22 protein-coding genes and 1 tRNA gene are annotated in these 22,305 nt (G+C 66.6%); 15 read left to right on the top strand and 8 right to left on the bottom strand.

The annotated features are described in order from the left end of the window. Window positions 1-3 precede the first annotated feature (3 nt). The 3 genes from ACZ5CM_RS01935 to ACZ5CM_RS01925 all read right to left on the bottom strand — a co-directional run bounded on the left by ACZ5CM_RS01935 (window position 4) and on the right by ACZ5CM_RS01925 (window position 3,652). Window positions 4-1,275, bottom strand: coding sequence for an ABC transporter permease (locus ACZ5CM_RS01935; RefSeq protein WP_464640774.1), 1,272 nt, complete (start codon window positions 1,273-1,275; stop codon window positions 4-6). Between the two features lie 68 nt (window positions 1,276-1,343). Further along, window positions 1,344-2,453: an extracellular solute-binding protein gene (locus ACZ5CM_RS01930; RefSeq protein WP_464640772.1), complete on the bottom strand. Its 1,110-nt coding sequence runs from the start codon at window positions 2,451-2,453 to the stop codon at window positions 1,344-1,346. A 77-nt stretch (window positions 2,454-2,530) separates the two neighbouring features. After that, a complete protein-coding gene (locus tag ACZ5CM_RS01925) occupies window positions 2,531-3,652 on the bottom strand; it encodes an ABC transporter ATP-binding protein (protein WP_464640771.1) in 1,122 nt (373 codons plus the stop codon). 244 nt (window positions 3,653-3,896) lie between these two features. Here ACZ5CM_RS01925 and ACZ5CM_RS01920 point away from each other — a divergent pair, with 244 nt between their 5' ends. Beyond that, window positions 3,897-5,081: a M24 family metallopeptidase gene (locus ACZ5CM_RS01920; protein WP_464640770.1), complete on the top strand. Its 1,185-nt coding sequence runs from the start codon at window positions 3,897-3,899 to the stop codon at window positions 5,079-5,081. Then, complete coding sequence (gene argE / locus ACZ5CM_RS01915; RefSeq protein ID WP_464640769.1) at window positions 5,078-6,238, top strand: acetylornithine deacetylase; 1,161 nt, start codon at window positions 5,078-5,080, stop codon at window positions 6,236-6,238. The genes ACZ5CM_RS01920 and argE overlap by 4 nt, the downstream gene beginning before the upstream one ends. An 84-nt stretch (window positions 6,239-6,322) precedes the next feature. On the opposite strand, the gene rpsU is transcribed toward argE, so the two are convergent. Next, complete coding sequence (gene rpsU, locus ACZ5CM_RS01910) at window positions 6,323-6,529, bottom strand: 30S ribosomal protein S21 (protein ID WP_464640767.1); 207 nt, start codon at window positions 6,527-6,529, stop codon at window positions 6,323-6,325. 108 nt (window positions 6,530-6,637) lie between these two features. Between rpsU and ACZ5CM_RS01905 the strand changes: the two genes are divergently transcribed. Both ACZ5CM_RS01905 and ACZ5CM_RS01900 read left to right on the top strand, forming a co-directional pair. Beyond that, on the top strand, window positions 6,638-7,333 hold the full coding sequence (locus tag ACZ5CM_RS01905; protein WP_464640766.1) for a COQ9 family protein: 696 nt from the start codon (window positions 6,638-6,640) through the stop codon (window positions 7,331-7,333). 40 nt (window positions 7,334-7,373) lie between these two features. Then, window positions 7,374-8,357, top strand: coding sequence for an NAD(P)H-quinone oxidoreductase (locus tag ACZ5CM_RS01900; protein ID WP_464640764.1), 984 nt, complete (start codon window positions 7,374-7,376; stop codon window positions 8,355-8,357). 74 nt (window positions 8,358-8,431) lie between these two features. Here ACZ5CM_RS01900 and ACZ5CM_RS01895 read toward each other — a convergent pair whose 3' ends face one another. The 3 genes from ACZ5CM_RS01895 to ACZ5CM_RS01885 all read right to left on the bottom strand — a co-directional run bounded on the left by ACZ5CM_RS01895 (window position 8,432) and on the right by ACZ5CM_RS01885 (window position 9,924). Further along, a complete protein-coding gene (locus ACZ5CM_RS01895; RefSeq protein WP_464640762.1) occupies window positions 8,432-9,454 on the bottom strand; it encodes a Fe(3+) ABC transporter substrate-binding protein in 1,023 nt (340 codons plus the stop codon). Between the two features lie 190 nt (window positions 9,455-9,644). Beyond that, window positions 9,645-9,770 (bottom strand): type B 50S ribosomal protein L36, encoded by a 126-nt coding sequence (gene ykgO / locus ACZ5CM_RS01890; protein WP_005850168.1) that lies wholly within the window; start codon window positions 9,768-9,770, stop codon window positions 9,645-9,647. Between the two features lie 79 nt (window positions 9,771-9,849). Next, window positions 9,850-9,924: transfer RNA gene (locus tag ACZ5CM_RS01885), tRNA-Val, on the bottom strand. Between the two features lie 145 nt (window positions 9,925-10,069). On the opposite strand from ACZ5CM_RS01885, the gene ACZ5CM_RS01880 reads away from it, so the two are divergent. Next, on the top strand, window positions 10,070-10,930 hold the full coding sequence (locus ACZ5CM_RS01880) for an N-formylglutamate amidohydrolase (protein ID WP_464640756.1): 861 nt from the start codon (window positions 10,070-10,072) through the stop codon (window positions 10,928-10,930). Further along, window positions 10,927-11,847, top strand: coding sequence for a hypothetical protein (locus ACZ5CM_RS01875; RefSeq protein WP_464640755.1), 921 nt, complete (start codon window positions 10,927-10,929; stop codon window positions 11,845-11,847). The genes ACZ5CM_RS01880 and ACZ5CM_RS01875 overlap by 4 nt, the downstream gene beginning before the upstream one ends. A 10-nt stretch (window positions 11,848-11,857) precedes the next feature. Here ACZ5CM_RS01875 and ACZ5CM_RS01870 read toward each other — a convergent pair whose 3' ends face one another. Then, the gene (locus ACZ5CM_RS01870) at window positions 11,858-12,076 is read right to left on the bottom strand and encodes a DUF1674 domain-containing protein (RefSeq protein ID WP_464640753.1); all 219 of its coding nucleotides are present in this window, start codon (window positions 12,074-12,076) and stop codon (window positions 11,858-11,860) included. 52 nt (window positions 12,077-12,128) lie between these two features. On the opposite strand from ACZ5CM_RS01870, the gene ACZ5CM_RS01865 reads away from it, so the two are divergent. The 9 genes from ACZ5CM_RS01865 (at window position 12,129) to ACZ5CM_RS01825 (ending at window position 22,136) form a co-directional block, all read left to right on the top strand. Further along, window positions 12,129-13,436 (top strand): RsmB/NOP family class I SAM-dependent RNA methyltransferase, encoded by a 1,308-nt coding sequence (locus tag ACZ5CM_RS01865; protein ID WP_464640751.1) that lies wholly within the window; start codon window positions 12,129-12,131, stop codon window positions 13,434-13,436. A 57-nt stretch (window positions 13,437-13,493) separates the two neighbouring features. Continuing rightward, entirely contained in the window at window positions 13,494-15,239 is a 1,746-nt protein-coding gene (locus tag ACZ5CM_RS01860; RefSeq protein WP_464640750.1) for a heparinase II/III family protein, read from the top strand. A 22-nt stretch (window positions 15,240-15,261) separates the two neighbouring features. After that, complete coding sequence (purH, locus tag ACZ5CM_RS01855) at window positions 15,262-16,851, top strand: bifunctional phosphoribosylaminoimidazolecarboxamide formyltransferase/IMP cyclohydrolase (RefSeq protein WP_464640748.1); 1,590 nt, start codon at window positions 15,262-15,264, stop codon at window positions 16,849-16,851. 6 nt (window positions 16,852-16,857) lie between these two features. Then, the gene (gene lspA / locus ACZ5CM_RS01850; RefSeq protein ID WP_464640746.1) at window positions 16,858-17,343 is read left to right on the top strand and encodes a signal peptidase II; all 486 of its coding nucleotides are present in this window, start codon (window positions 16,858-16,860) and stop codon (window positions 17,341-17,343) included. An 80-nt stretch (window positions 17,344-17,423) separates the two neighbouring features. Next, window positions 17,424-17,939: a DUF3035 domain-containing protein gene (locus ACZ5CM_RS01845; RefSeq protein ID WP_464640744.1), complete on the top strand. Its 516-nt coding sequence runs from the start codon at window positions 17,424-17,426 to the stop codon at window positions 17,937-17,939. Between the two features lie 92 nt (window positions 17,940-18,031). Further along, on the top strand, window positions 18,032-19,375 hold the full coding sequence (locus ACZ5CM_RS01840; RefSeq protein ID WP_464640742.1) for a M16 family metallopeptidase: 1,344 nt from the start codon (window positions 18,032-18,034) through the stop codon (window positions 19,373-19,375). Continuing rightward, entirely contained in the window at window positions 19,372-20,691 is a 1,320-nt protein-coding gene (locus ACZ5CM_RS01835) for a M16 family metallopeptidase (RefSeq protein ID WP_464640740.1), read from the top strand. Before ACZ5CM_RS01840 ends, ACZ5CM_RS01835 begins: the two co-directional genes overlap by 4 nt. A 114-nt stretch (window positions 20,692-20,805) precedes the next feature. Then, window positions 20,806-21,795: a DnaJ C-terminal domain-containing protein gene (locus ACZ5CM_RS01830; RefSeq protein ID WP_464640738.1), complete on the top strand. Its 990-nt coding sequence runs from the start codon at window positions 20,806-20,808 to the stop codon at window positions 21,793-21,795. Further along, window positions 21,795-22,136 (top strand): hypothetical protein, encoded by a 342-nt coding sequence (locus ACZ5CM_RS01825; protein WP_464640737.1) that lies wholly within the window; start codon window positions 21,795-21,797, stop codon window positions 22,134-22,136. Before ACZ5CM_RS01830 ends, ACZ5CM_RS01825 begins: the two co-directional genes overlap by 1 nt. Window positions 22,137-22,305 lie beyond the last annotated feature (169 nt).

Here is a 22,305-nt window from a genome sequence, read left to right as displayed (position 1 = left end):
ACGTTACCCCAGCTTCACGTTGTCGATGCCCACGATCTTGTCATAGGCCCAGTAGAGCACCAGCACGATAACCAGCAGGATCGTGCCCAGCGCCGCCGCCAGCCCCCAGTTGAGCGAGCTGGAGATGTGATAGGCGATCCGGTTCGAGATGAAGACCCCCTTGGTGCCGCCGACGATCTCGGGCGTGATGTAGTAGCCGATGGCGAGGATGAAGACGAGGATGGACCCGGCACCGATCCCCGGCACCGACTGCGGGAAATAGACCCGCCAGAAAGCGGTCCAGTTCGTCGCCCCCAGCGACTTGGCGGCGCGCAGATAGCTGGGCGGAATGGTCTGCATGACCGAATACATGGGCAGGATCATGAAGGGCAGCAGAATGTGGGTCATGGCCACGATGGTGCCGAACTGGTTGTTGATCATCACCAGCCGGTTCGCATCATCGACCAGCCCGAGCCACACCAGAACGTCGTTGATGACGCCCTGCTGCTGCAGCATCACCTTCCACGCAGAGGTGCGCACCAGAAGCGAGGTCCAGAAGGGCAGAAGCACCAGAATCATCAGCATGTTCGAGGACCGCTTTGGCAGGTTCGCCAGCAGCCATGCCACCGGGTAGCCCAGCGCGATACAGGCGAAGGTGATGACCAGCGACATCACGATCGTGCGCCAGAACAGCTTCAGCAGGATCCGCTTGTCCTCGGGCTGCATCGCCGGGCCGTCCGGGGTCAGGCGCATGTCCACGGCATTAAGGAAATAGCCGGGCGTGATCGGACGAGAATGGAGCTTGATCGTCTGCCAGGTGGACAGTTCGCCCCAGCCCTTGTGCACCTTGATCAGCTTTTCCTTGAACGGCCCGTCCGTGTCCGGATCCCATTTCTTGATCTTCCGTCCGGTCTTGCGGAACAGCGACGAGATCCCCGTCTGTTCGTAATTGAGCCGCGTGCCCAGCCTGGTGTGGAGCTTGTTCGCGACCGCCACCTTCATGTCGCGCACGAAGGCCGCATAGACCGGCTCGGGCGGCAGCTGGCCGCTCTTTTCGTCCCAGTCCTTCAGCGCCTCGACCGTCAGCGGCAGGGTTTCGGCGACAATTTCGTTTTCGACCGACCGCCACAGCATCTGGATGATGGGCGAGATGAAGGTGATGAGAACGAAGATCAGCAATGGGGCGATCAGCGCCAGTGCCCGCAGCTTCTGCATCCTGAGCGCGCGGTTCAGGCTGCGTTTCAGCGGAGTCCCGTCGGCGGCAAGAACCGGTCCGTTCTGGGTGGCATCGCTCATCTTCGGCCTCTCGGGTCTGAAGACGCGGGCCGGAATCTCCGGCCCGCGAAACGGTTCGGGTCAGGCGATCACTTCGCCAGCCACGCCTGGAACTTGGCGTCGATGTCGTCGCGGTAGTCCGCCCAGAACTCGTAGTTGTAGAGCAGCGTGTTCTTGGCGTTGTTCGGGTCGGTTGGCATGTGCGGCGCCATGTCAATGCCCAGATCCGCGTGCTTGCCCACCAGCGGCGCCGAGGATTTCCGCGCCGGACCGTACGAGATGTACTTGGCCTGATCGGCCAGGCGCTGGGTGTCGGTGGCGAACTTGACGAAGTCCATCACGCGGGCCTTGCGGTCCTCGCTCAGACCCTTGGGGATGATCCAGCCGTCAAGGTCGAACACCTGCATGTCCCACAGCATCGCCACGGGCTGCTTCTGCTCTTCGATCACGCTGAACAGGCGGCCGTTGTAGGTCGAGCCCATCACCACCTCGCCATCGGCCAGAAGCTGCGGCGTGTCGGCGCCGGCCGACCACCAGATCACCTGGTCCTTGATGGTGTCGAGCTTCTTCAGCGCCCGATCCTGACCCTCGGGGGTGGCCAGCACGTCATAGATGTCTTCCTTGGCCACGCCGTCGCAGTAGAGCGCCCATTCCATGTTGTTGATCGGGCGCTTCTCCAGCGACCGCTTGCCCGGATATTTCTCCAGGTCGAACACGTCGCAGACGCTGGTCGGCGGGTTGTCGCCCACCATGTCGGTGCGATAGCCGAAGGTGGTCGAATAGACGATCTGCGGAATGAAGCATTCGCTCACCAGAAGATCGCCGAAATCCTTGCTCGCCGGGGTGCCGTCCGGGGCGGCGGCAAGATCCTTGTCAGGGTCGATCTCTTCTGCCAGCCCCTCATCGCACAGCCGGATCGCGTCCGCCGCCACCACGTCCACGATGTCCCAGGTGATGTTGCCGGCCTCGTTCATGGCGCGCAGCTTGGCCACCGCCTCGGCCGAGCTTTCGTCCCAGACGATTTCCACGCCGGGGTTCAGCTTCATGTAGGGTTCGGCATAGGCGCGGATCTGCGACTTCTGATAGGCGCCGCCCCAGCTGACCGCCGTGATCTTGTTGGCCATGTGGCCATCGGCAAGCGCCGTTGACACGCCAAGCGCCGTCGTGGCGACAAGGGCTGCGATTGCTTTGAGTTTCATGTTCAGACTCTCCTTGTTGAATTCGATTTCAGTTTCCTGCCCCCCGATCTTCCGTCGAGGTTCCTGCGCGGACCTGCTCAGGCATCCAGTGCGCGACAATCCTGTGGCATCCAGCCGATCTCGATCTTCTGGCCGGGCTGCAGGCGCACCTGATCGGGAGCGTTCCGGGTCTTGATGATGAATTCGTCATTCCCGGCCACCCGCAGCCGGGTGCGGAAGATGTCGCCCATGTAGATGAATTCCAGCACCTCGGCCTTGAGGGTGTGGGCCCCTTCCTGAAGGCGGTCCTTGTTGTATTCCACCCGCTCGGGGCGGATCGAGACGCGGGTGCGCTCGCCCACCCGGCTGACATTGACCGGCCGCGCGTCGATCAACTCGCCATCGTCCAGCTGCACCAGGCAACGGTCGCCGCTGATTTCCCTGACGACGCCTTCCAGCGTGTTGTTTTCGCCGATGAACTGCGCGACAAAGCTGTTCTGCGGCTCTTCGTACAGCACGTCGGGCGGGTCCAGCTGCTGGATGATGCCGTCATCGAACACCGCGACGCGGTCCGACATGGTCAGCGCCTCGGTCTGGTCGTGGGTGACATAGACCACGGTGATGCCCAGATTGTCGGCGATGCGCTTGATCTCGAACTGCATGTGTTCGCGCAGCTGCTTGTCGAGCGCGCCCAAGGGTTCGTCCATCAGCACCAGCTCGGCCTCGAACACCAGCGCGCGGGCCAGCGCGATGCGCTGCTGCTGGCCGCCCGAAAGCTGCGCCGGCCGCCGGCCGCCGAATTCGCCCATCTGCACCATGTCCAGCGCCCGGCGGACCTTTTCCTCGCGCTCGGCCTTGCCGATCTTGCGCACCTCCAGCGGGAAGGAGAGGTTTTCGGCCACGGTCATGTGCGGAAACAGGGCATAGTTCTGAAACACCATGCCGATGCCGCGCTTGTGCGGAGGGATGTTGTTGATCGACACCCCGCCCAGGCGGATGTCGCCATGGGTCGCGGTTTCAAACCCCGCAAGCATCATCAGGCAGGTGGTCTTGCCCGATCCCGAAGGCCCGAGCATGGTCAGGAACTCGCCCCTGGGCATGGTCAGATTGAGGTCCTTGACGACAAGCGTTTCGCCGTCATAGCTCTTCTGGACACGCTCGAACTCGACGAACGCGTCGTTGCTTGAAGCTGACACCAAAGCTGGCTCCCCGTGTGTCATTCTTGTGCGAACAGACCGCTTGTTGCCCCATCTAAAACCTGCGACGCCCCATGACGCAACCGATTTGCGACATCTGAGGGCAAAATGCGTCATTCGCACGAGAGTTTGCCCCGCGGCGGGCGGGCATTTGTGACGTTGCGTCACGAATCCCCTGCCGGACGGGCGACCGGGCCGCGCAAGAAAGTCGTTGGACGAAGGCCGGTCATGTGGCCAAATGCATCCATCGAACACGGGAGCGCATTACATGGCCGCAAGGGAACTTCCGTTTTCACCGGACGAGTATGCCGACCGCCTGAAGCGGACGCGGGACAGCATGGCCCGGCGCGGGCTGGACGCGCTGTTCGTCACCGACCCGTCGAACCAGGCCTGGCTTACGGCATATGACGGATGGTCGTTCTACGTTCACCAGGGGGTCATTGTCCTGCCCGATGCCCCGCCCCTGTGGTGGGGCCGGCAACAGGACACCAACGGCGCCCTGCGCACGGTCTGGATGGGCTCGGACCGGGTGCTCGGCTATGCTGACAACTACGTTCAATCGACCGAACGCCACCCCATGCAGGATCTGGCGCGGGTGCTGGACGGGTTGTCGCTTGCACGCGGGCGGATCGGGGTCGAGATGGACAACTACTATTTCTCGGCCAGGGCCTTCGAGGTTCTGCAAACCGCGCTGCCCAAGGCAACCTGGGAGGACGCCACCGGCCTTGTCAACCGGCTGCGCGCGGTCAAGTCTCCGACCGAAATCGTATTCATGCGCAAGGCGGCGGCAATCTCGGAAAAGGTCATCGACGGCCTGCTGGAGCGGGTCGAGCCGGGGGTGCCCAAGAACGAGGTGGTGGCCGAGATCTTCCGCGACGCGATCCGCGGCACCGATGACGCATGGGGCGACTACCCGGCCATCGTGCCGCTGCTGCCCTCGGGAAGCGACGCCGCGGCGCCTCATCTGACATGGGACGGACGTCCCTTCGCCAAAGGCGAAGCGACCTTCTTCGAGATCTCCGGCTGTTACCGGCGATACCACGCGCCGCTCTGCCGGACCCTGTTCCTGGGCGAGCCGCCGGATTTCATGCGCCGGGCCGAGGCGGCGCTGGTCGAGGGACTCGAAGCCGGCCTTGATGCCGCGCGCGCCGGCAACCGCGCCTGCGACATCGCCAACGCACTGGCGGCACCGCTGGAGCGCGCGGGAATCGAGCGCGGCGCGCGCTGCGGCTATGCCATCGGGCTGAGCTATCCCCCCGACTGGGGCGAACGGACGATCTCGTTGCGGGAAGAGGACGAAACCGTGCTGGAGCCGGGCATGACCTTCCACTTCATGCCGGGGCTGTGGATGCAGGACTGGGGGCTGGAGATCACCGAAAGCATCCTGATCCGCGAAGAAGGCCCTGCCGAAACCTTCTGCAACCGCCCGCGCAAGCTGTTCGTGAAGCCATGACCGCCCGGCTGGAACGGACCATTGCACTGCTTGAACGTCTCGTCGCCTGGCCGACCGTGTCTTCCGATTCGAACCTGGAGATGATCGCGGATCTTGCCGGGATGCTCGAGGCGGCCGGCGCGCGGGTCGATCTGTTCCACGACGCCACCGGCACCAAGGCCAACCTTTTCGCCACGCTCGGCCCCGAAAGGCCGGGGGGCATCGTGCTGTCGGGTCACAGCGATGTGGTGCCCGTGGCCGACCAGGTCTGGACATCCGACCCGTTCAGGCTGCGCCGCGAGGGCGGACGCCTTTACGGGCGCGGCACATGCGACATGAAGGGCTTCATCGCGGCGGCGCTGATCACGGTGCAGGATCTGCCCGCCCGCGACCTGCGCCGGCCCCTTCACCTTGCCTTCACCCATGACGAGGAAGTGGGCTGCCTCGGCGCACGGGCGCTGATCCCGGAACTGAAGGCGCGCGATGTTCGCCCGGCCATGGCGATCATCGGCGAACCGACGGAAATGCGCGTGATCGAAGGCCACAAGGGGTGTTGCGAATACACCGTCCGGTTCCGGGGGCAGGAGGGCCATGGCTCGGCCCCGCACCGGGGCGTGAATGCCGCCGAATACGCGGTCCGCTACGTGTCGCGCCTGATGGAACTTCGGGCGGAACTGATGCTGCGTGCCCCGCAGGGCGGCCGCTTCGAGCCGCCCTGGACCACGGTCAATGTCGGCCGGATCAGCGGCGGCGTGGCGCACAACGTCATTGCCGGCCTGGCCGAGGTGGACTGGGAAATGCGCCCGGTGCAGGACTCGGACGCCGTTTTCGTGAAAACCGCCATGCGCGATCTGGTGGAAAAGGACCTGCTGCCGGCCATGCGCGCGATCTGCCCCGAGGCCGGCATCGAGACGCAGGTCGTCGGCGAGGTTCCGGGCCTGGAGCCGATGGACGACAACGCCGCGCGCGATCTTGTGGCCAGGCTCACGGGCACCAGCGGGGCCGACGTGGTGGCGTTTGGAACCGAAGCCGGGCTGTGGCAGGGGCTAGGCATGTCGGTGGTGGTCTGGGGCCCCGGCTCGATCGACCAGGCGCACAAGCCGGACGAATTCGTCACGCTGGAGCAGCTGGAGCGCTGTCTGGACCTTCTCGGCCGGCTGATGCGCAGCCTTGCCTGACGCGCCATGGCCCGGGAAACGACAAACCCCCGGGCAGGGCCGCGGGGGTCGTCAATTTCAGTGCCAGAAGTTCGCTGCGGGTCTTCAGAGCAGACCTTCGCGCTGGGCCTTCTTGCGCGCCAGCTTGCGGGCACGGCGGATGGCCTCGGCCTTCTCGCGCGCACGCCTTTCCGACGGTTTCTCGTAATGCTGCCGAAGCTTCATTTCACGGAAAACGCCTTCGCGCTGCAGCTTCTTCTTCAGGGCACGAAGCGCCTGATCGACATTGTTGTCGCGAACACTCACCTGCATGTGGTTGTCACCACCTTTCTAAGTTCGAGTTGCAAGGATTTGCAGGACGCCGCCCTATAGCAAAGCGCCGCCAACTTGTCTAGTAGTGTGGCAAAGGAAGAGACCCCGATGACGCAAGACCTCTACCACGAAACGCGCGACCGCCTGCTGGATGCGGCCTTGCTGCACGTGCCGTTCGACGGCTGGTCCGAGGCGACCCTTGACGCCGCCATAGCCGATACCGGAACCGATCCGACGCTGGCCCGCGCGATCCTGCCGCGCGGGGCGGTCGATCTGGCGCTGGCCTTCCACGCCCGCGGCGACCGCGCGATGCTGGCCCGCATCGCGGCCGAGGACATGTCCGCCATGCGCCTGCGCGACCGGATTGCCACCGCCGTGCGGTTCCGCCTGGAGGCCGTGGACGACAAGGAAGTGGTGCGCCGCGGCGTCACGCTGTTTGCCCTGCCGCAACACGCCGCGGACGGGGCGCGGGCGATCTGGGGCACGGCCGACGCCATCTGGACCGCGCTGGGCGACAGCTCCGAGGACGTCAACTGGTATACCAAGCGCGCCTCGCTCTCGGCGGTCTACTCGGCAACGCTGCTCTACTGGCTGGGCGACCAGAGCGAGGGGCATCAGGCCAGCTGGGCGTTTCTCGACCGGCGCATCGAAAACGTGATGCAGTTCGAGAAGCTCAAGGCCCGGATCAGGGAAAATCCCCTGTGCAAGCCGCTGCTCGCCGTTCCCGAATGGCTGTTCGACGGCATCAGCCGCCCGTCCGCCGGCCGCGACGACCTGCCCGGCACGCTGCACCCGCGGGACTGAAGCCCACGCCCTGTACCAGTTGAACCCACAGGAACCCCCCATGCCCGAAACCATGCGCGCGATTGAAATCACCAAACCCGGCGGACCGGATGTCCTGCAACCGACCGAACGCCCGCGACCGGTGGCCGGCCACCGGGAGGTGCTGATTCGCATCGCCTGGGCCGGGGTGAACCGCCCCGACGCGCTGCAACGGGCCGGCACCTACGCCCCGCCACCGGGGGCCAGCGATCTGCCGGGGTTGGAGGCCGCGGGCGAGGTGGTGGCCATCGGGCCCGGCGTCACCGAGTTCCGGCCCGGAGACGAGGTCTGCGCCCTGCTTCCCGGAGGCGGCTATGCCGAATACGTGGCCACCCCCGCGGCGCACTGCCTGCCCGTTCCCCGCGGCATGGACCTGCGCGAGGCCGCCTGCCTGCCCGAGACGTTCTTCACCGTATGGACCAATGTCTTCATGCGCGGAGGGCTGAAGGCGGGCGAACGATTCCTCGTCCATGGCGGCACCAGCGGCATCGGCACCACCGCCATCCAGCTGGCCCGCGAATTCGGAGCGCGGGCATTCGCCACCGCCGGCACCGACGAAAAATGCCGGGTCTGCGCGGATCTGGGGGCCGAACGGGCAATCAACTACCGGACCGAGGATTTCGTCCAGATCCTCCGGGCCGAGGGCGGCGCCGACCTGATCCTCGACATGGTGGGCGGCAGCTACCTGCCGCGCAATGTCAAGGCGCTTGCCGATGACGGGCGACTGGTACAGATCGCCTTCCTCACCGGACCGAAGGTCGAACTCAACTTCGCCGAAGTGATGATCCGCCGGCTGACGATCACCGGCAGCACGCTGCGCCCGCAAAGCGACCTGGCCAAGGCGCGCATTGCCGCGGCGCTGCGCGAACGGGTCTGGCCGCTGCTGGAGGCGGGCCGCATCGCGCCGGTCATGGACAGTGAATTCCCCCTCGAAGAGGCCGCTGCCGCCCACGCCCGCCTCGAAAGCGCCGATCATGTGGGCAAGATCGTCCTGAAGGTGGCCTGAGCACCCCCTTCCTCTTGCCGGAAATACTCCGGGGGGCGCGGGGGGCTGGCCCCCCGCACCCGGCGGCGATGTCGCTACTTCCAGCCGACCTCGTCAAAGATCTTCTGCGCAACGGGCAGGTTCGCGGCCACTTCCGACAGGTTGATCCTGTCTGCCTTGAACGTCCCCAGCCGGGCCACCGAGGGGGCGACGGCCACACCCTCCACCACCGGGTATTCGTCATTGCCGGCCGAGAAATATTCCTGCGCCTTGTCGGATGCGAGATACTCCAGAAACTTCACCGCGTTCTCGCGATGGGGCGCATTGGCAGCAACACCGCCACCGCTGAGATTGATATGGGTGCCGTTGCCGTCCTGATCCGGCCAGACCCAGCCGAACATGTCGATGTAGTCCGACACGCCGCGCACGTTCTTGCGCAACGCGCGCGAGAAATAATAGGTATTGACGACCGAGATTTCACACTCTCCTGAAACGATCCCGCGCAGCTGATCGGTGTCGCCCCCCTGCGGCGGACGCGCCATGTTGTCCACCACCCCCTGCGCCCAGGCCCGCGCGGCCTCCTCGCCCTCATGGGTCACGATGGCCGCCAGAAGCGTCTGGTTGTAGGTGTTGGACGAAGACCGGATGCAGATCATGCCCTTGTACTTCGGGTCGGCAAGCGCCGCATAGGTCTGCGGCGGATCGGTCACTTTCTCCTTGTCATAGAAGAAGATCCGCGCGCGCTTGGAAAAGCCGAACCACTGGTTGTCGGCATCCTGGAGGTGATCGGGGATGCGCTCTTCCAGAACCGGACTGTCCACGCTCTGCAGCAGGCCCATGTTCTTGGCCCGCGCCAGCCGCGACGTATCGACCGTCAGAAAGACATCCGCCGGGGAATTGCGCCCCTCGGCCCGCATCCGGGCCATCAGCTCGTCAGCCTTGCCCTCGATCCGGTTGACCTTGATCCCGGTCGCCTTCTCGAAATCGCTGTAGAGGCGTTCATCCGTGTCATAGTGACGCGACGAATACAGGTTCACCACCTTTTCTCCACCAGCGAACGCATTCTGCGCGGCCAGACCGAGAAGGACGGCGGCACCGTACAGGACCAGACGTTTCATGGGCTTTCTCTCCGTACCCGATAATTTCCGACTGAATTTATCGGATACACGATCCGGATGCGAATGCAACTCATTTCCGACAAAACAACTCAGATAATTTTGTCGCACCTGTCACAGCCCCGGAAACGCAAAAGCCGCGCCCCGGACAACGGGGCGCGGCCTTGCAGCTGCAACGCAGATCTTGCGCGATTCAGCCCTGACGGGCCTTGAACCGGCGCTGGGTCTTGTTGATCACGTACACGCGGCCTTTGCGACGCACGACCCGGCAGTCGCGATGCCGGTTCTTGAGCGAGCGGAGCGAGTTTCGGACCTTCATGGCCTGTCTCCTGTTCCTGCGGCGCCGGCCAGCGCCTGGGTTAGCGGGTGTCTCGGACGGGTCCGAAACCGTGAAATCATGGTGGGCGGTACTGGGATCGAACCAGTGACCCCTACGATGTCAACGTAGTGCTCTACCGCTGAGCTAACCGCCCTTGTCACCGCCGCCGACAGGCCCCAACGAAATGGGGCGCGGAAGCCCGCGCCGGTAGCGGGGTCTATAAAAGGAGTCGCCAGGGTGTTCAAGGGCTTTTGATGGCAATCGGTTCCGCGTTATGTTCGTCCCCGAAAGGAGAGGTCATGCCGAAGGTCGCCTATCGAGTGCTTCGTCCGAAACGCCGGCTCACCGCGGTGGTGTTCGCCTCGCCGCACAGCAGCCGGGATTATCCCGAGTCCTTCCTCGCCCGGACGGCTCTGGACCGCAACACGATTCGGTCGTCCGAGGATGCCTTCGTCGATCAGCTTTTCGCGCCGGCCCCCGATTTCGGCGCGCCGCTGCTTCTGGCAGGCGCGCCGCGCGCCTTCGTCGATCTCAACCGCGGCGTCGATGAACTCGATCCGGCGCTGATCGTCGGCGCCCCCAGGATGGGCCACAATCCGCGGGTTGCCTCGGGGCTGGGGGTGATCCCGAGGGTGGTGGCCAATGGCCGTGCCATCTATCGCGGCAAGCTGCCGCTGGCCGAAGCCCGGCAGCGAATCGCTCGCTACTGGCATCCCTATCACGAAGCCCTGCAGGGGCTACTGCAGGAATCGCACGACCTGTTCGGGCAGGCGATCCTGATCGACTGCCACTCCATGCCGCACGAGGCCATGGACAATGTCACCCGCGGCCTGCCCCGGCGGCCCGACGTGGTTCTCGGAGACCGTTTCGGTGCCGCCGCCGCGCCCGCGATCATCGAAAGGGTCGAGGCCGCCTTCACCTCGGCCGGGCTGCACGTGGCCCGCAACACGCCCTTCGCCGGCGCCTATGTCACCCAGACTTATGGCCGCCCGTCGCGCAATCAGCACGCCATCCAGATCGAGATCGACCGGCGCCTCTACATGGATGAACGGCGCATCCGGCCGAACGGGAATTTCAATGCCTTCCGCGACATCCTGCGCGGGGTCATCGCCGAAATCGCCGAGATCGGCCGGAGCAAGACCGCGCTGGCAGCTGAATGACAGGCGCTGACGCGGCACTCGGCACGGTGCAAGTCGCCGAGGCGCTGACACGGGCATATGGCCGCGCGTTGACGCCCGACGACATCCACCCGGTCCGGTCCGGCCCGACGGCGGACTTCGCCGATGCGACCGCGAAGTTCCGGGTCCCCGGCCCGCAATCGCACGGAGCGCGCGGATTCTGCATCGTCTCGGGGCCGGGCAATCCGGATCTGATGGCGCGCGCGGCCGACAACATCGCGACCGCCCGCAAGACCCTGCCGCCGCCGCTTGCCGCTCCGATCCTTGCGCCGCTGGCAACCGGGCGGATCGGCGGACGCGCCTTTGCCGTCTGGCCCGAGGGCCGGCCGTTCCCCTCGGACCGGAGGGTCATCCGCCTCTGGCGACGCCAGCGGCTTGCCCGGCCGGTCATGGACTGGTGCGTGGCCGTCGCCCGCGCCACCGCGACACCGGCCGCGCCGGACACCATCGCCGCGGATCTCGACACGATCCTTGCCGATGCCGCCATGCCCGAGGACATGAAAAGGGACGCAGACCGCGCCCGGTCCCGGCTCGCCTCGGGCATGTGGCAACCGGTTCACTGCCTGCACCACGGCGATTTCTGGGAAGGCAACCTGCTGCTGCCCCTCGCCGCCGAACGCGACCCCGTGTTCCATGTCATCGACTGGCCGGGAATGCGGCTGCGCGGCTATCCGTTTCTCGACATGGCGCGCATGCTGATCTCGATGCGCCGCCCGAAGCGGTTTTCGGCCCGCGCAATCGAGCGCCTGCGGGGCAGGCTGGGGTGCTCCGGGGATGACGTCCTGCCGCAACTGCTGGCCGGCATCGGCCATGTGGGGCGAAACCTCGAACATTTCCCACCGCCGCTCTACCGCGAGATGGCAACGGGCCTTCACCGTTTCGTCCGGGCGCTTGCCTGAGCGGCAGCGCTCAGAAATCTATGGCGATTCCCTTTTTCTCCCAGTCGCCGTAGCGGACCGGCTCGGGCCCGTCGCGGCCGCCGTATTCCTTCGGCAGCGGTCTGGCATTCTTCTCGGCCAGCCGGCGCCTTTCCTCGGCCTCCGCCAGCGCCCGTTGCGCTGCCGGCGGCAGATCCTTGCGCGTCTCGTTCTCGCTCATGCTCATGGCGTGTTCCCTTGTGTGCTTCATGTGATATACGCCCCTGTCCCGCGGGGGCAAGACACGGACAGGAGCAGCCGAGATGGGGGACAGCGGCGGGGATATCGGCGGCGCGGATGCGCGGCGGGGCGCGCTGCGCCTGCTCGACCAGGTGCTGGGCGAACGCCGCCTGCTTTCGGAATGCCTGAACGCCGGGATGCTGGACCGGCTGGCGCCCGAAGACCGCGCCCGCGCGCAGCGCCTGGCGCTGGACACGCTGCGTGGGCTGGAGCGCGCCGACCGGCTGTTGCAAAGGTACCTGCGCAAGGCGCCGCCGCTGACGGTGCGCAACGCGCTGCGGCTGGGCACGGTCGAGCTGTGCACCGGCGCGGCCGCGCATGGTGTCGTCAACACCCTGGTCGCGATCATCGGCGAACACCCCCGGCACCGGCAGCTGAGGGGGCTGGTGAATGCGGTGCTGCGCAAGATGTCCCGCGACGGCCCGCAGCAGTGGCAAAGGCTGCGCATCCCCCGCCTGCCGAAATGGCTGCGCAAGCCGCTGGTGCAGGCTTGGGGCGCCCCCGCAGTCGCCGCAATGGAGGCCGCCCACTTCGCCGGCGCGCCCCTGGACGTGACGGCAAGACCCGGCATCACCCCGCCCCTGCCTGCCGGGGCGCTCGCCCTGCCCACCGGGTCGTGGCGCCTGCAGCGGGCGGGCCGGGTTTCGGCCCTGCCGGGATACGCCGAAGGCGCGTGGTGGGTTCAGGATGCCGCCGCCGCCCTGCCGGCCAGGCTGCTGGCCCCGCGCGCGGGAGAGCGCATCCTCGACCTCTGCGCGGCCCCCGGCGGCAAGACGCTGCAACTGGCCGCGGCCGGGGCCCGCGTGGTGGCGCTGGACATATCCGAAAGCCGGCTGGAGCGGCTGCACGAAAACCTCGCCAGATGCGGCCTCGCGGCCAAGGTGATCGCCGGCGACGCGCTGGCCCATCGCGGTCACTATGACGCGATCATGCTGGATGCGCCCTGTTCCGCCTCCGGCACGATCCGCCGCCACCCCGACCTGCCCCATGCCCGCGACGGCGCGGGGATTGCCGAGCTGATCGAACTTCAGGGGCGGATGCTCGATCACGCCTGGGGCCTGCTGAAACCCGGCGGGCGGCTGGTGTTCTGCACCTGCTCGCTGCTGCCCGACGAAGGAGAAATACAGGTGCAGGCGGCGCTGGCCCGCACCCCCGGCATGACCGTCGAGCCCCCCGGCCCCGAGCTGGCCGGGATCGACCCCGCATGGATCACCCCCGAAGGCGGGCTTCGGCTGCGGCCGGATTACTGGCCCGATCTTGGCGGCATGGACGGGTTTTACATGGCACGTCTGCGCAAAGCCCCCCGATTGCCGGTTTCGCCGGTGACTTGAAGGGGCAGGCCCGCTATGATCCGCCGCCAACGCCGCAGAGCGTAAGAGGCCGAGCGCATGTCCATACCCGTCACCCTGGCCAACCGCCGGGCCCGGTTCCTCAACCGGCTCCATGCCTGGCTGAGCCGCCGGCAGCGTGCGGCCACGGCCTTCGTCTCGCAGCCCGAGCCGCGCACCATCGGCAGCTTCGCCCGTGGCCGCCAGCTGATCGCCGGCAACCTGCTGTTTGCCGGCTACCTGGTCGAGGCCCCCGGTGCCGACCTGTGGGAGATCGAAGCCCCCGATCCGGCCTTCGAGGCCGAGCGGCAGGGATTTGCATGGCTCGACGACCTCGCGGCGGTGGGGGACATGGCGGCCCGCCAGACCGCACAGAAATGGGTGTGGGGCTGGATCGACGGCCAGGGCCGCGGGACCGGCCCCGGCTGGACGCCCGAGCTTGCCGGGCGGCGCGTGATCCGGTGGATCAACCACGCCCCCTTCCTGCTGCGCGGACGCACGCCGGGCCAGAGCGAAGCCTTCTTCCGGTCGCTGGCCGCCCAGGCATGGTTTCTTTCCCGGCGCTGGCACGCGGCAGCGCCGGGCCTGCCCCGGTTCGAGGCGCTCACCGGCCTGATCCATGCCGGGCTGGCGCTGGAGGGGCATGAGGAAATGGCCGACGGGGCGGTGCGCGCGCTGGCCCGGGAGTGCGCGGCCCGGATCGACGACCAGGGGGGGCTGCCGACCCGCAACCCCGAGGAGCTGCTCGAAGTTCTCACCCTGCTGACATGGGCCGCCACCGTCCTGCACGAGGCCGGCCGCGGCATCCCCCAGGCCCACACCGCCGCCATCGGGCGCATCGCCCCCACGCTGCGCATGCTGCGCCATGCCGATGGCGGGCTGGCGCGGTTTCACGGCGGCGGGCGCGGGGCAGAGGGGCGGCTGGACCACGCCCTGGCCGCCAGCCATGTCACCTCGTGGAAGCCGGCGGGGCTGGCCATGGGCTATGCCCGCCTGTCGGCCCGGCGCACAAGCGTCATCATCGATGCCAGCCCCCCGCCAACGGGCGCGGCCTCGTATGATGCGCATGCCTCGACCCTTGCCTTCGAGCTGACCTCGGGGCGGCGGCCGCTGATCGTCAACTGGGGCTCGGGCGCCTCGTTCGGGCCGGAGTGGCGCCGGGCGGGCCGGGCGACGCCGGCGCATTCGACGCTGTGCCTTGACGGTTATTCCTCGGCCCGGCTGGCCGACCCCGAACGCGGCACCGGCCGCGAAGCCCTTGTAGAGGGGCCACGGAACGTGCCGGTCGAGATGTTGGAGACGACCGAGGGATACCGCTTTCAGGGTGGGCATGACGGCTATGTGCGGCATTTCGGTCTGACCCATGCGCGGATTCTGGACCTTTCCGTCGATGGGCGCCGGCTGGCCGGCGAAGACATGCTTCTGGCTGTCGAGGACGAAGACAAGCACCGATTCGACAGGGCGATGGATGCCAATCTTCTGGCCGGGATCGCCTTCGACCTGCGCTTTCACCTGCACCCGGATGTGGACGCGACGCTGGATCTGGGGGGCACGGCGGTATCGATGGCGCTGAAAAGCGGCGAAATCTGGGTGTTCCGCCATGACGGCACGGCGAAGCTTTCGCTTGAACCCGGCGTCTATCTCGAAAGGGGGCGGCTGAAGCCGCGCGCGACAAAACAGATCGTTCTGTCCGGCCGCGCGATGGAGTATGCGACGCGCATCCGGTGGACGCTGGCCAAGGCCCATGATACGGCCGTCGCCGTCCGCGACCTGAATCGGGACGACGCAGAGCTGCCTTACGACTGACCCAGAAGGGATTGCCAGACCCATGACCGATCAAACGCCTGTGCGCCGCGCATTGATTTCCGTTTCCGACAAGACCGGCCTCATCGCGCTTGCCCAAGGGCTGGCCGAGCGCGGAGTGGAGCTCGTTTCCACCGGGGGCACGGCGAAGGCCATGCGCGACGCCGGGCTCGAGGTGCGCGATGTCTCGGAAATCACGAAATTCCCGGAAATGATGGACGGGCGGGTGAAAACGCTGCATCCGGCGGTGCATGGCGGGCTGCTGGCACTGCGCGACAATGCCGAACACGTGGCGGCGATGGAGCAGCACGGCATCGGCGCCATCGACCTGCTGGTGGTCAATCTCTACCCGTTCGAGGCCACCGTGGCCGCCGGCGCGGACTGGGAAGACTGCATTGAGAACATCGATATCGGCGGGCCGGCCATGATTCGCGCCGCGGCCAAGAACCATGCCTTCGTGACCGTGGTGGTGGATGTCGAGGATTACGAGAAGCTCCTGGGCGACATGGACCAGCACGACGGCGCCACCTGCCCGAAATTCCGCCGCAAGCTGGCGCAGAAGGCCTTTGCCCGCACCGCCGCCTATGACGCGGCGGTATCGAACTGGATGGCCGGGGCGCTGGAGATCGAGGCGCCGCGGCGGCGCGCCTTCGCCGGCCGGCTGGCCCAGACCCTGCGCTATGGCGAGAACCCGCATCAGCGGGCGGCCTTCTACGTCGACGGCTCGGACCGGCCCGGCGTGGCCACCGCGGTGCAGCTTCAGGGCAAGGAGCTGAGCTACAACAACATCAACGACACCGATGCCGCCTTCGAGCTGGTGGCCGAATTCGACCCCGCCGAGGGGCCGGCCTGCGCCATCATCAAGCACGCCAACCCCTGCGGCGTGGCCCGGGGCGGAACGCTGGCCGAGGCCTATCGCCGCGCCTTCGACTGCGACCGCACCTCGGCCTTCGGCGGTATCGTGGCGCTGAACCGGCCGCTGGACGCCGAGACCGCGCGCGAGATCACCGGCATCTTCACCGAGGTGGTGATCGCGCCGGGCGCCTCGGACGAGGCCCGCGAGATCTTCGCCGCGAAGAAGAACCTGCGCCTGCTGACCACCGGGGGCCTGCCCGATCCGCGTGCCGGGGGGCTGGCCTTCCGGCAGGTGGCCGGGGGCTTTCTGGTGCAGGACAGGGACAACGGCTTCGTCGCCATGGACGATCTGAAGGTGGTGACGAAGAAGGCCCCCACCGATGCGCAGATGCGCGACCTTCTGTTCGCATGGAAGGTGGCCAAGCATGTGAAATCCAACGCCATCGTCTATGTGAAGGATCAGGCCACCGTGGGCGTGGGCGCGGGGCAGATGAGCCGGGTCGATTCGGCCCTGATCGCCGCGAAGAAGGCCGAGCGCATGGCCGAATCTCTGGGGCTTGAACAGCCGCTGACGATCGGTTCGGCGGTGGCGTCCGATGCGTTCTTCCCCTTCCCCGACGGGCTGCTGGAGGCCGCCGCCGCCGGGGCCAGCTGCGTCATCCAGCCGGGGGGCTCGATGCGCGACGCCGAGGTGATCGCCGCTGCCGACGAGGCAGGCCTGGCCATGGTGTTTACGGCCATGCGCCATTTCCGGCACTGAGGCCCGATGCGGATGGCACTCATAGCCTGGGGGGCGGTTGCGGCCCTTCTCACCGATCAGGTCGGGAAATTTCTGGTCATCTCGGTCATGGAGCTTGATCGGACCGGGGGGATCGACATCCTGCCCCCGGTCCTGAATTTCCGCTATGGCGAGAACCGGGGAATCAATTTCGGCCTGTTCGCCGGCGATTCCGAAGCCTCGCGCTGGCTGCTGATCCTTTTCGCGGTTCTGGTCTGCATCGCCGTGCTGATCTGGGTTCGCCACGGTCCTGCCCGGCCGATGGGGCAGCTTGGCGCGGGGTTTCTCATCGGCGGCGCGCTGTCCAACGTTCTGGACCGGCTGATGTTCGGCTATGTCCGCGATTTCCTCAACACCTCGTGCTGCGGCATCGACAACCCCTTCGTCTTCAACCCGGCCGACGTGTTCATCTTCCTCGGCGCGGCGGCGCTGATCCTGTTCGACGGCCGGCCTGAGCCGAAAAAGGCCCCGTGAAAGGATGGCGTGAAAAAGGCCCCGTGACCTCGCCCGGCAAATGCGATAAAAGCGCCGGAAACAGGCAGGAGTAGGGGGCCATGCGGATCCCGTTGAGCGTTGTCATTCTGGCCGGGGCCACCGCCGTCGCGGGCTGCGCCAACAAGGGCCTGCGTGATCTGCGCGCGCCCGGGACCGGGCCGGACGAATTCATGATCGTGCCGGCCAAGCCTCTGACCCAGCCCAGGGACTACACGACCCTGCCGACGCCCACCCCGGGCGGCGCCAACCTGACCGATCAGTACCCCACCGAGGACGCGGTCGCCGCGCTTGGCGGCCGGCCCGAGGCGCTTCGGACCACCGCGGTTCCGGCCTCGGATGCCGCGCTGGTCGCCGCGGCCGGCCGTTACGGGGTGCCCGCGAACATCCGCACCGCACTGGACGAGGCGGATGCCGAGTTTCGCCGCCGCCAGGGCCGCATGACCCGGATCAAGCTGTTCCCGGTGGATCGCTACAGCCAGGCCTATGCCAAAGAGGCGCTGGACCCGTTCCAGCAGACCGAACTCTTCCGCAAACGGGGCGTCGGAACCCCCACCTCGCCGCCAGCAACGCCCTGATGCAGGATTACATTTTCGTAATCTTCGCCCCGGCGGGTTGAACCCGTGCCGGGGCGACGTAGGTTGAACCCCACATGATCGGAGGAGAGCGGATGTTTTCACGGATCGCGCTGATCGCGGGCCTTGTCGTCATGGCACTGCCGGCGGCCGCGACGGGCATCGACGATGCGGTAACGGATTTCACGCTGGACAACGGGATGCAGGTCGTCGTGATCGAAGATCACCGCGCCCCCGTGGTGCAGCAGATGGTCTGGTACAAGGCCGGGTCGGCGGACGAACCCCGCGGCGCGTCGGGCATCGCGCATTTCCTGGAACATCTCATGTTCAAGGGAACCGATACCATGGCACCGGGCGAATTGTCGGCCACCGTCGCGGCCAATGGCGGCCAGGACAATGCCTTCACCACCTATGATTATACCGCCTACTACCAGCGCGTCGCAGCCGACCGTCTGGAACTGATGATGAAGATGGAAGCCGACCGGATGGTGAACCTTCGGCTGACGGAAAAGGATATCGAAACCGAACGCAACGTCGTGCTCGAAGAGCGCAACCAGCGCACCGAAAACAACCCCCGCGCCCTTTTCCGCGAACAGATGAACGCGGTTCAATACTACAACCACCGCTACGGCGTGCCGGTCATCGGCTGGAAGCACGAGGTGGAGGCGCTCGACCTCGACGATGCGCTGTCCTTCTACAGGACCTACTACGCGCCCAACGACGCGATCCTCGTGGTCTCAGGCGATGTCGATCCGCAAGAGGTCAGGGCCCTGGCCGAGAAATATTACGGCGCCATCCCCGCCAACCCGGACCTGCCCGAACGGATTCGCGCGCAGGAACCGCCCCAGCGTGCGGCGCGGCGCCTGGTGTTCAGGGATCCGCGCGTCGCGCAACCCTATGTCAGCCGCTCGTACCTGGCCCCGGAACGCGACCCGGGCGCGCAGGAGAAAGCAGCCGCGCTCTACCTTCTGTCCGAGCTTCTGGGCGGCGGCAGCACCTCGTATCTGACCGATCGGCTGCAGTTCCGCGACAAGCTGGCGGTCTATACCGGCGCCTTCTACAGCGGCACCTCGCTTGACGATACCACCTTCGATTTCGTGGTCGTGCCCCGCGAAGGCGTCAGCCTGCAGGAGGCCGAAGCGGCGCTGGACAAGGCGCTGGCCGATTTCATGCGCGAAGGCGTCGACCAGGAGATGCTGGACCGGATCAAGCTGCAGCTTCGGGCGGCGCGGATCTATGCGCTGGACAACGTTGACGGCATCGCCAGCCGATACGGCCGCGCGCTCAGCATCGGCCTGACCGTCGAGGACGTGAAGGCCTGGCCCGAAATCCTGCAATCGGTCACGGCCGAACAGATCATGGCCGCCGCCCGCGAGGTGCTGCGCCCCGAGGTTTCGGTGACCGGCTGGCTGATGCGCGACGGAGAAATGACACAATGAAAACCCTTGCCGCAATCGCGATCGCCTGGATCCTGGCCGCCATCCCCGCCCTGGCCGAGGTGAAGATCCAGGAAGTCACCTCGCCCAGGGGCATCCGCGCCTGGCTGGTCGAGGAACACTCGATCCCCTTCACCGCGCTCGAAATCCGCTTCAAGGGCGGCACCTCGCTGGATGCACCGGGCAAGCGGGGTGCGGTCAACCTGATGGCCGCGCTGCTGGAAGAGGGTGCCGGCGACATGGACGCCCAGAGCTATGCCCGGGCGGTCGAATCGCTCGCGGCATCGTTTTCCTTCGGCGCCGGCGACGACACCGTGTCGGTCAGCGCCCGCTTCCTGAGCGAAAACCGGGACCGGGCCATCGAACTCCTGCGCATGACCCTGCTTGAGCCGCGCTTCGATCAGGACGCGATCGACCGGGTGCGCGCGCAGGTCATTTCGGGGCTGAAATCGGACGCCAAGGATCCCAATGCCATTGCCGGCGAAGCTTTTGCGAAAATGGCCTATGGCGATCATCCCTATGGCAGCAAGGGCGAAGGCACCATCGAAAGCGTCTCGGCCCTGACCCGCGACGATATCCTGGCGGCGCATCGGGGCGTCTTCGCCCGCGACCGGCTGTTCGTCGGCGCCGTGGGCGACATCACGCCCGAAGAGCTGGGCGCGCTGCTCGACCGTCTGCTTGCCGATCTGCCCGAAACCGGCGCGCCGATGCCGCCAAAGGCGAATGTGACGATCGATGGCGGTATCACCGTCATTCCCTTCGACACGCCGCAATCGGTGGCGCTGTTCGGGCAACCGGGCATGGATCGGCACGACCCGGATTTCTTTGCCGCCTATGTGATGAACCAGATCCTCGGCGGCGGTTCCTTCGAAGGCCGCCTGATGAAGGAGGTCCGGGAAAAGCGCGGCCTGACCTACGGCGTCTATTCCTACCTCGTTCCCAAGGATCTGGCCGCCGTCTACATGGGGCAGGTTTCATCGGCCAATGACCGTATCGCCCAGGCGATCGAGGTCATCCGCGCAGAATGGCAGCGCATGGCCGAAGAGGGCGTGACCGAAAAGGAGCTTCAGGACGCCAAGACCTATCTCACCGGCGCCTATCCGCTGCGTTTCGACGGCAATTCGCGGATTGCCTCAATTCTCGTCGGGATGCAGCTTGACGACCTGCCCATCGACTACGTGAATACCCGCAACGACCGGATCAACGCGGTCACGCTGGAAGAGGTGAACCGGGTCGCGCGCGAATTGCTGCAGCCGGACAAGCTGCATTTCGTTGTCGTCGGCCGGCCGGTGGGGCTGGAGACGTCGGACCCGGACTGATCGGTCCGGGAAAATCGCGCTGCGGCTTCTTCACGCGGAGCCCCGGGGTTGCGAAAGTGGCCCCGGATACTTTCATTCATTGGCAACACAAGGTTCCGAACCATCGAGGATTTCATGAGTGACGATCTCTACGCGGCCCTCGGGCTGAAAAAGACAGCGACGGACGAGGAGATCAGGAAGGCCTATCGCAAGATCGCCAGGACCTCCCACCCCGACCTGAACCCCGACGACCCGCAGGCCGAAGCGAAGTTCAAGGCAGCCTCGGCCGCCTACGACATCCTGGGCGACCCCGAAAAGCGCGCCCGCTACGACCGCGGCGAAATCGACGCCCAGGGGCAGGAGCGCGCGCCGCAGGGCTTCTACCGCGAATATGCGGAAGAACCGGGCAACCCCTACCGCTCGGGGCGGAGCTACTACTACAGCTCCGGCGATGGCGGCGATTTCGACTTCGACGCCTCGGACATCTTTGCCGAATTCATGCGCCAGCGCGCCCGTGAAGGGGCCGATTTCGGCGGCTTCGGGTTCGAGCGCGGCCCCGCCGGCGGCGGCTTTTCCGGGCGCGAGTTCCACGCCCGCGGCGCCGACCGCCACTACACGATGGAGATCCCCTTCCTGGACGCGGTGAACGGCGCGACGAAACGGATCACCCTGCCCGAGGGCGGCACGCTCGAGGTGAAGATCCCCAAGGGCACCGCCGACGGCCAGACCATCCGCCTGCGCGGCAAGGGCGCACCCGGCATCGGCAACGGCCCGCCGGGGGACGCGCTGGTGACGCTGACGGTGACCCCGCACCGGTTCTTCACCCGCGAGGGCAACGACATCGTCCTGACCCTGCCCATCACCCTGGATGAGGCCGTCCTGGGCGGCAAGGTGGCCTGCCCGACGATTTCGGGCACCGTCAACCTGACCATCCCCAGAGGCGCCAGCAGCGGTCAGGTCCTGCGCCTGCGCGGCCGCGGCGTGCAGACCCGCGACGGCCGGCGCGGCGACCAGCGGGTGATCCTCAGCATCGTCCTGCCGCCGAAGGTGGATGACGAGCTTGCCAGCTTCTTGGAAGACTGGCGCAAGAGACATGCCTACGATCCGCGCAAGGGGATGAAGTGATGACCCGCTATCTGACCGAAGAGGAACTGATCGCCGCGATCCCGCAACTGTCCCGCCAGCGACTGACCGCCTTCATCGAGGCCGAGATCCTCTCCCCCGTCCAGTCGGACCGGGGCCGCGTGTTCCGCCGCATCGACCGGGCACGCGCGGCGCTGGCCTGCGACCTGGCCCGGGATTTTGACCTGCACGAAGACGCCCTGTCGATGGTGCTGTCACTGATCGACCAGCTGCACGGCGTGCGGGCCGAATTGCGCGCGGTCCTGAATGCGCTTGAATCCGAACCGCCCGAGATCCGCCGCCGCATCTGCGAAGCCGCCTTTTCCGCACGGATGCCCCGTTGAAGGCCTCCCGGCTCCTCCGCAGCCCTGCCCGACACCCGCAGGCACGGCGCCGGCATTCCGGGCGGGGGCTCTGCCCCCGCACCCCCGGAGTATTTGAAGCAAGAGGAAAGGGGTCTGTCATTTCCCGATCTTCCTTCCTCTTGCCCGAAAATACTCCGGGGGTGAATTG

The sequence above is a fragment of the Piezobacter thermophilus genome (genome assembly GCF_055386745.1).
This window is presented reverse-complemented; position numbering and strand designations above follow the sequence as displayed.

Coding starts and splice junctions, on each gene's coding strand:
- ACZ5CM_RS01935 (WP_464640774.1), bottom strand. CDS start 1,275: ATGAGCGATGCCACCCAGAACGGACCGGTTCTTGCCGCCGACGGGACT.
- ACZ5CM_RS01930 (WP_464640772.1), bottom strand. CDS start 2,453: ATGAAACTCAAAGCAATCGCAGCCCTTGTCGCCACGACGGCGCTTGGC.
- ACZ5CM_RS01925 (WP_464640771.1), bottom strand. CDS start 3,652: ATGACACACGGGGAGCCAGCTTTGGTGTCAGCTTCAAGCAACGACGCG.
- ACZ5CM_RS01920 (WP_464640770.1), top strand. CDS start 3,897: ATGGCCGCAAGGGAACTTCCGTTTTCACCGGACGAGTATGCCGACCGC.
- argE (WP_464640769.1), top strand. CDS start 5,078: ATGACCGCCCGGCTGGAACGGACCATTGCACTGCTTGAACGTCTCGTC.
- rpsU (WP_464640767.1), bottom strand. CDS start 6,529: ATGCAGGTGAGTGTTCGCGACAACAATGTCGATCAGGCGCTTCGTGCC.
- ACZ5CM_RS01905 (WP_464640766.1), top strand. CDS start 6,638: ATGACGCAAGACCTCTACCACGAAACGCGCGACCGCCTGCTGGATGCG.
- ACZ5CM_RS01900 (WP_464640764.1), top strand. CDS start 7,374: ATGCCCGAAACCATGCGCGCGATTGAAATCACCAAACCCGGCGGACCG.
- ACZ5CM_RS01895 (WP_464640762.1), bottom strand. CDS start 9,454: ATGAAACGTCTGGTCCTGTACGGTGCCGCCGTCCTTCTCGGTCTGGCC.
- ykgO (WP_005850168.1), bottom strand. CDS start 9,770: ATGAAGGTCCGAAACTCGCTCCGCTCGCTCAAGAACCGGCATCGCGAC.
- ACZ5CM_RS01880 (WP_464640756.1), top strand. CDS start 10,070: ATGCCGAAGGTCGCCTATCGAGTGCTTCGTCCGAAACGCCGGCTCACC.
- ACZ5CM_RS01875 (WP_464640755.1), top strand. CDS start 10,927: ATGACAGGCGCTGACGCGGCACTCGGCACGGTGCAAGTCGCCGAGGCG.
- ACZ5CM_RS01870 (WP_464640753.1), bottom strand. CDS start 12,076: ATGAAGCACACAAGGGAACACGCCATGAGCATGAGCGAGAACGAGACG.
- ACZ5CM_RS01865 (WP_464640751.1), top strand. CDS start 12,129: ATGGGGGACAGCGGCGGGGATATCGGCGGCGCGGATGCGCGGCGGGGC.
- ACZ5CM_RS01860 (WP_464640750.1), top strand. CDS start 13,494: ATGTCCATACCCGTCACCCTGGCCAACCGCCGGGCCCGGTTCCTCAAC.
- purH (WP_464640748.1), top strand. CDS start 15,262: ATGACCGATCAAACGCCTGTGCGCCGCGCATTGATTTCCGTTTCCGAC.
- lspA (WP_464640746.1), top strand. CDS start 16,858: ATGCGGATGGCACTCATAGCCTGGGGGGCGGTTGCGGCCCTTCTCACC.
- ACZ5CM_RS01845 (WP_464640744.1), top strand. CDS start 17,424: ATGCGGATCCCGTTGAGCGTTGTCATTCTGGCCGGGGCCACCGCCGTC.
- ACZ5CM_RS01840 (WP_464640742.1), top strand. CDS start 18,032: ATGTTTTCACGGATCGCGCTGATCGCGGGCCTTGTCGTCATGGCACTG.
- ACZ5CM_RS01835 (WP_464640740.1), top strand. CDS start 19,372: ATGAAAACCCTTGCCGCAATCGCGATCGCCTGGATCCTGGCCGCCATC.
- ACZ5CM_RS01830 (WP_464640738.1), top strand. CDS start 20,806: ATGAGTGACGATCTCTACGCGGCCCTCGGGCTGAAAAAGACAGCGACG.
- ACZ5CM_RS01825 (WP_464640737.1), top strand. CDS start 21,795: ATGACCCGCTATCTGACCGAAGAGGAACTGATCGCCGCGATCCCGCAA.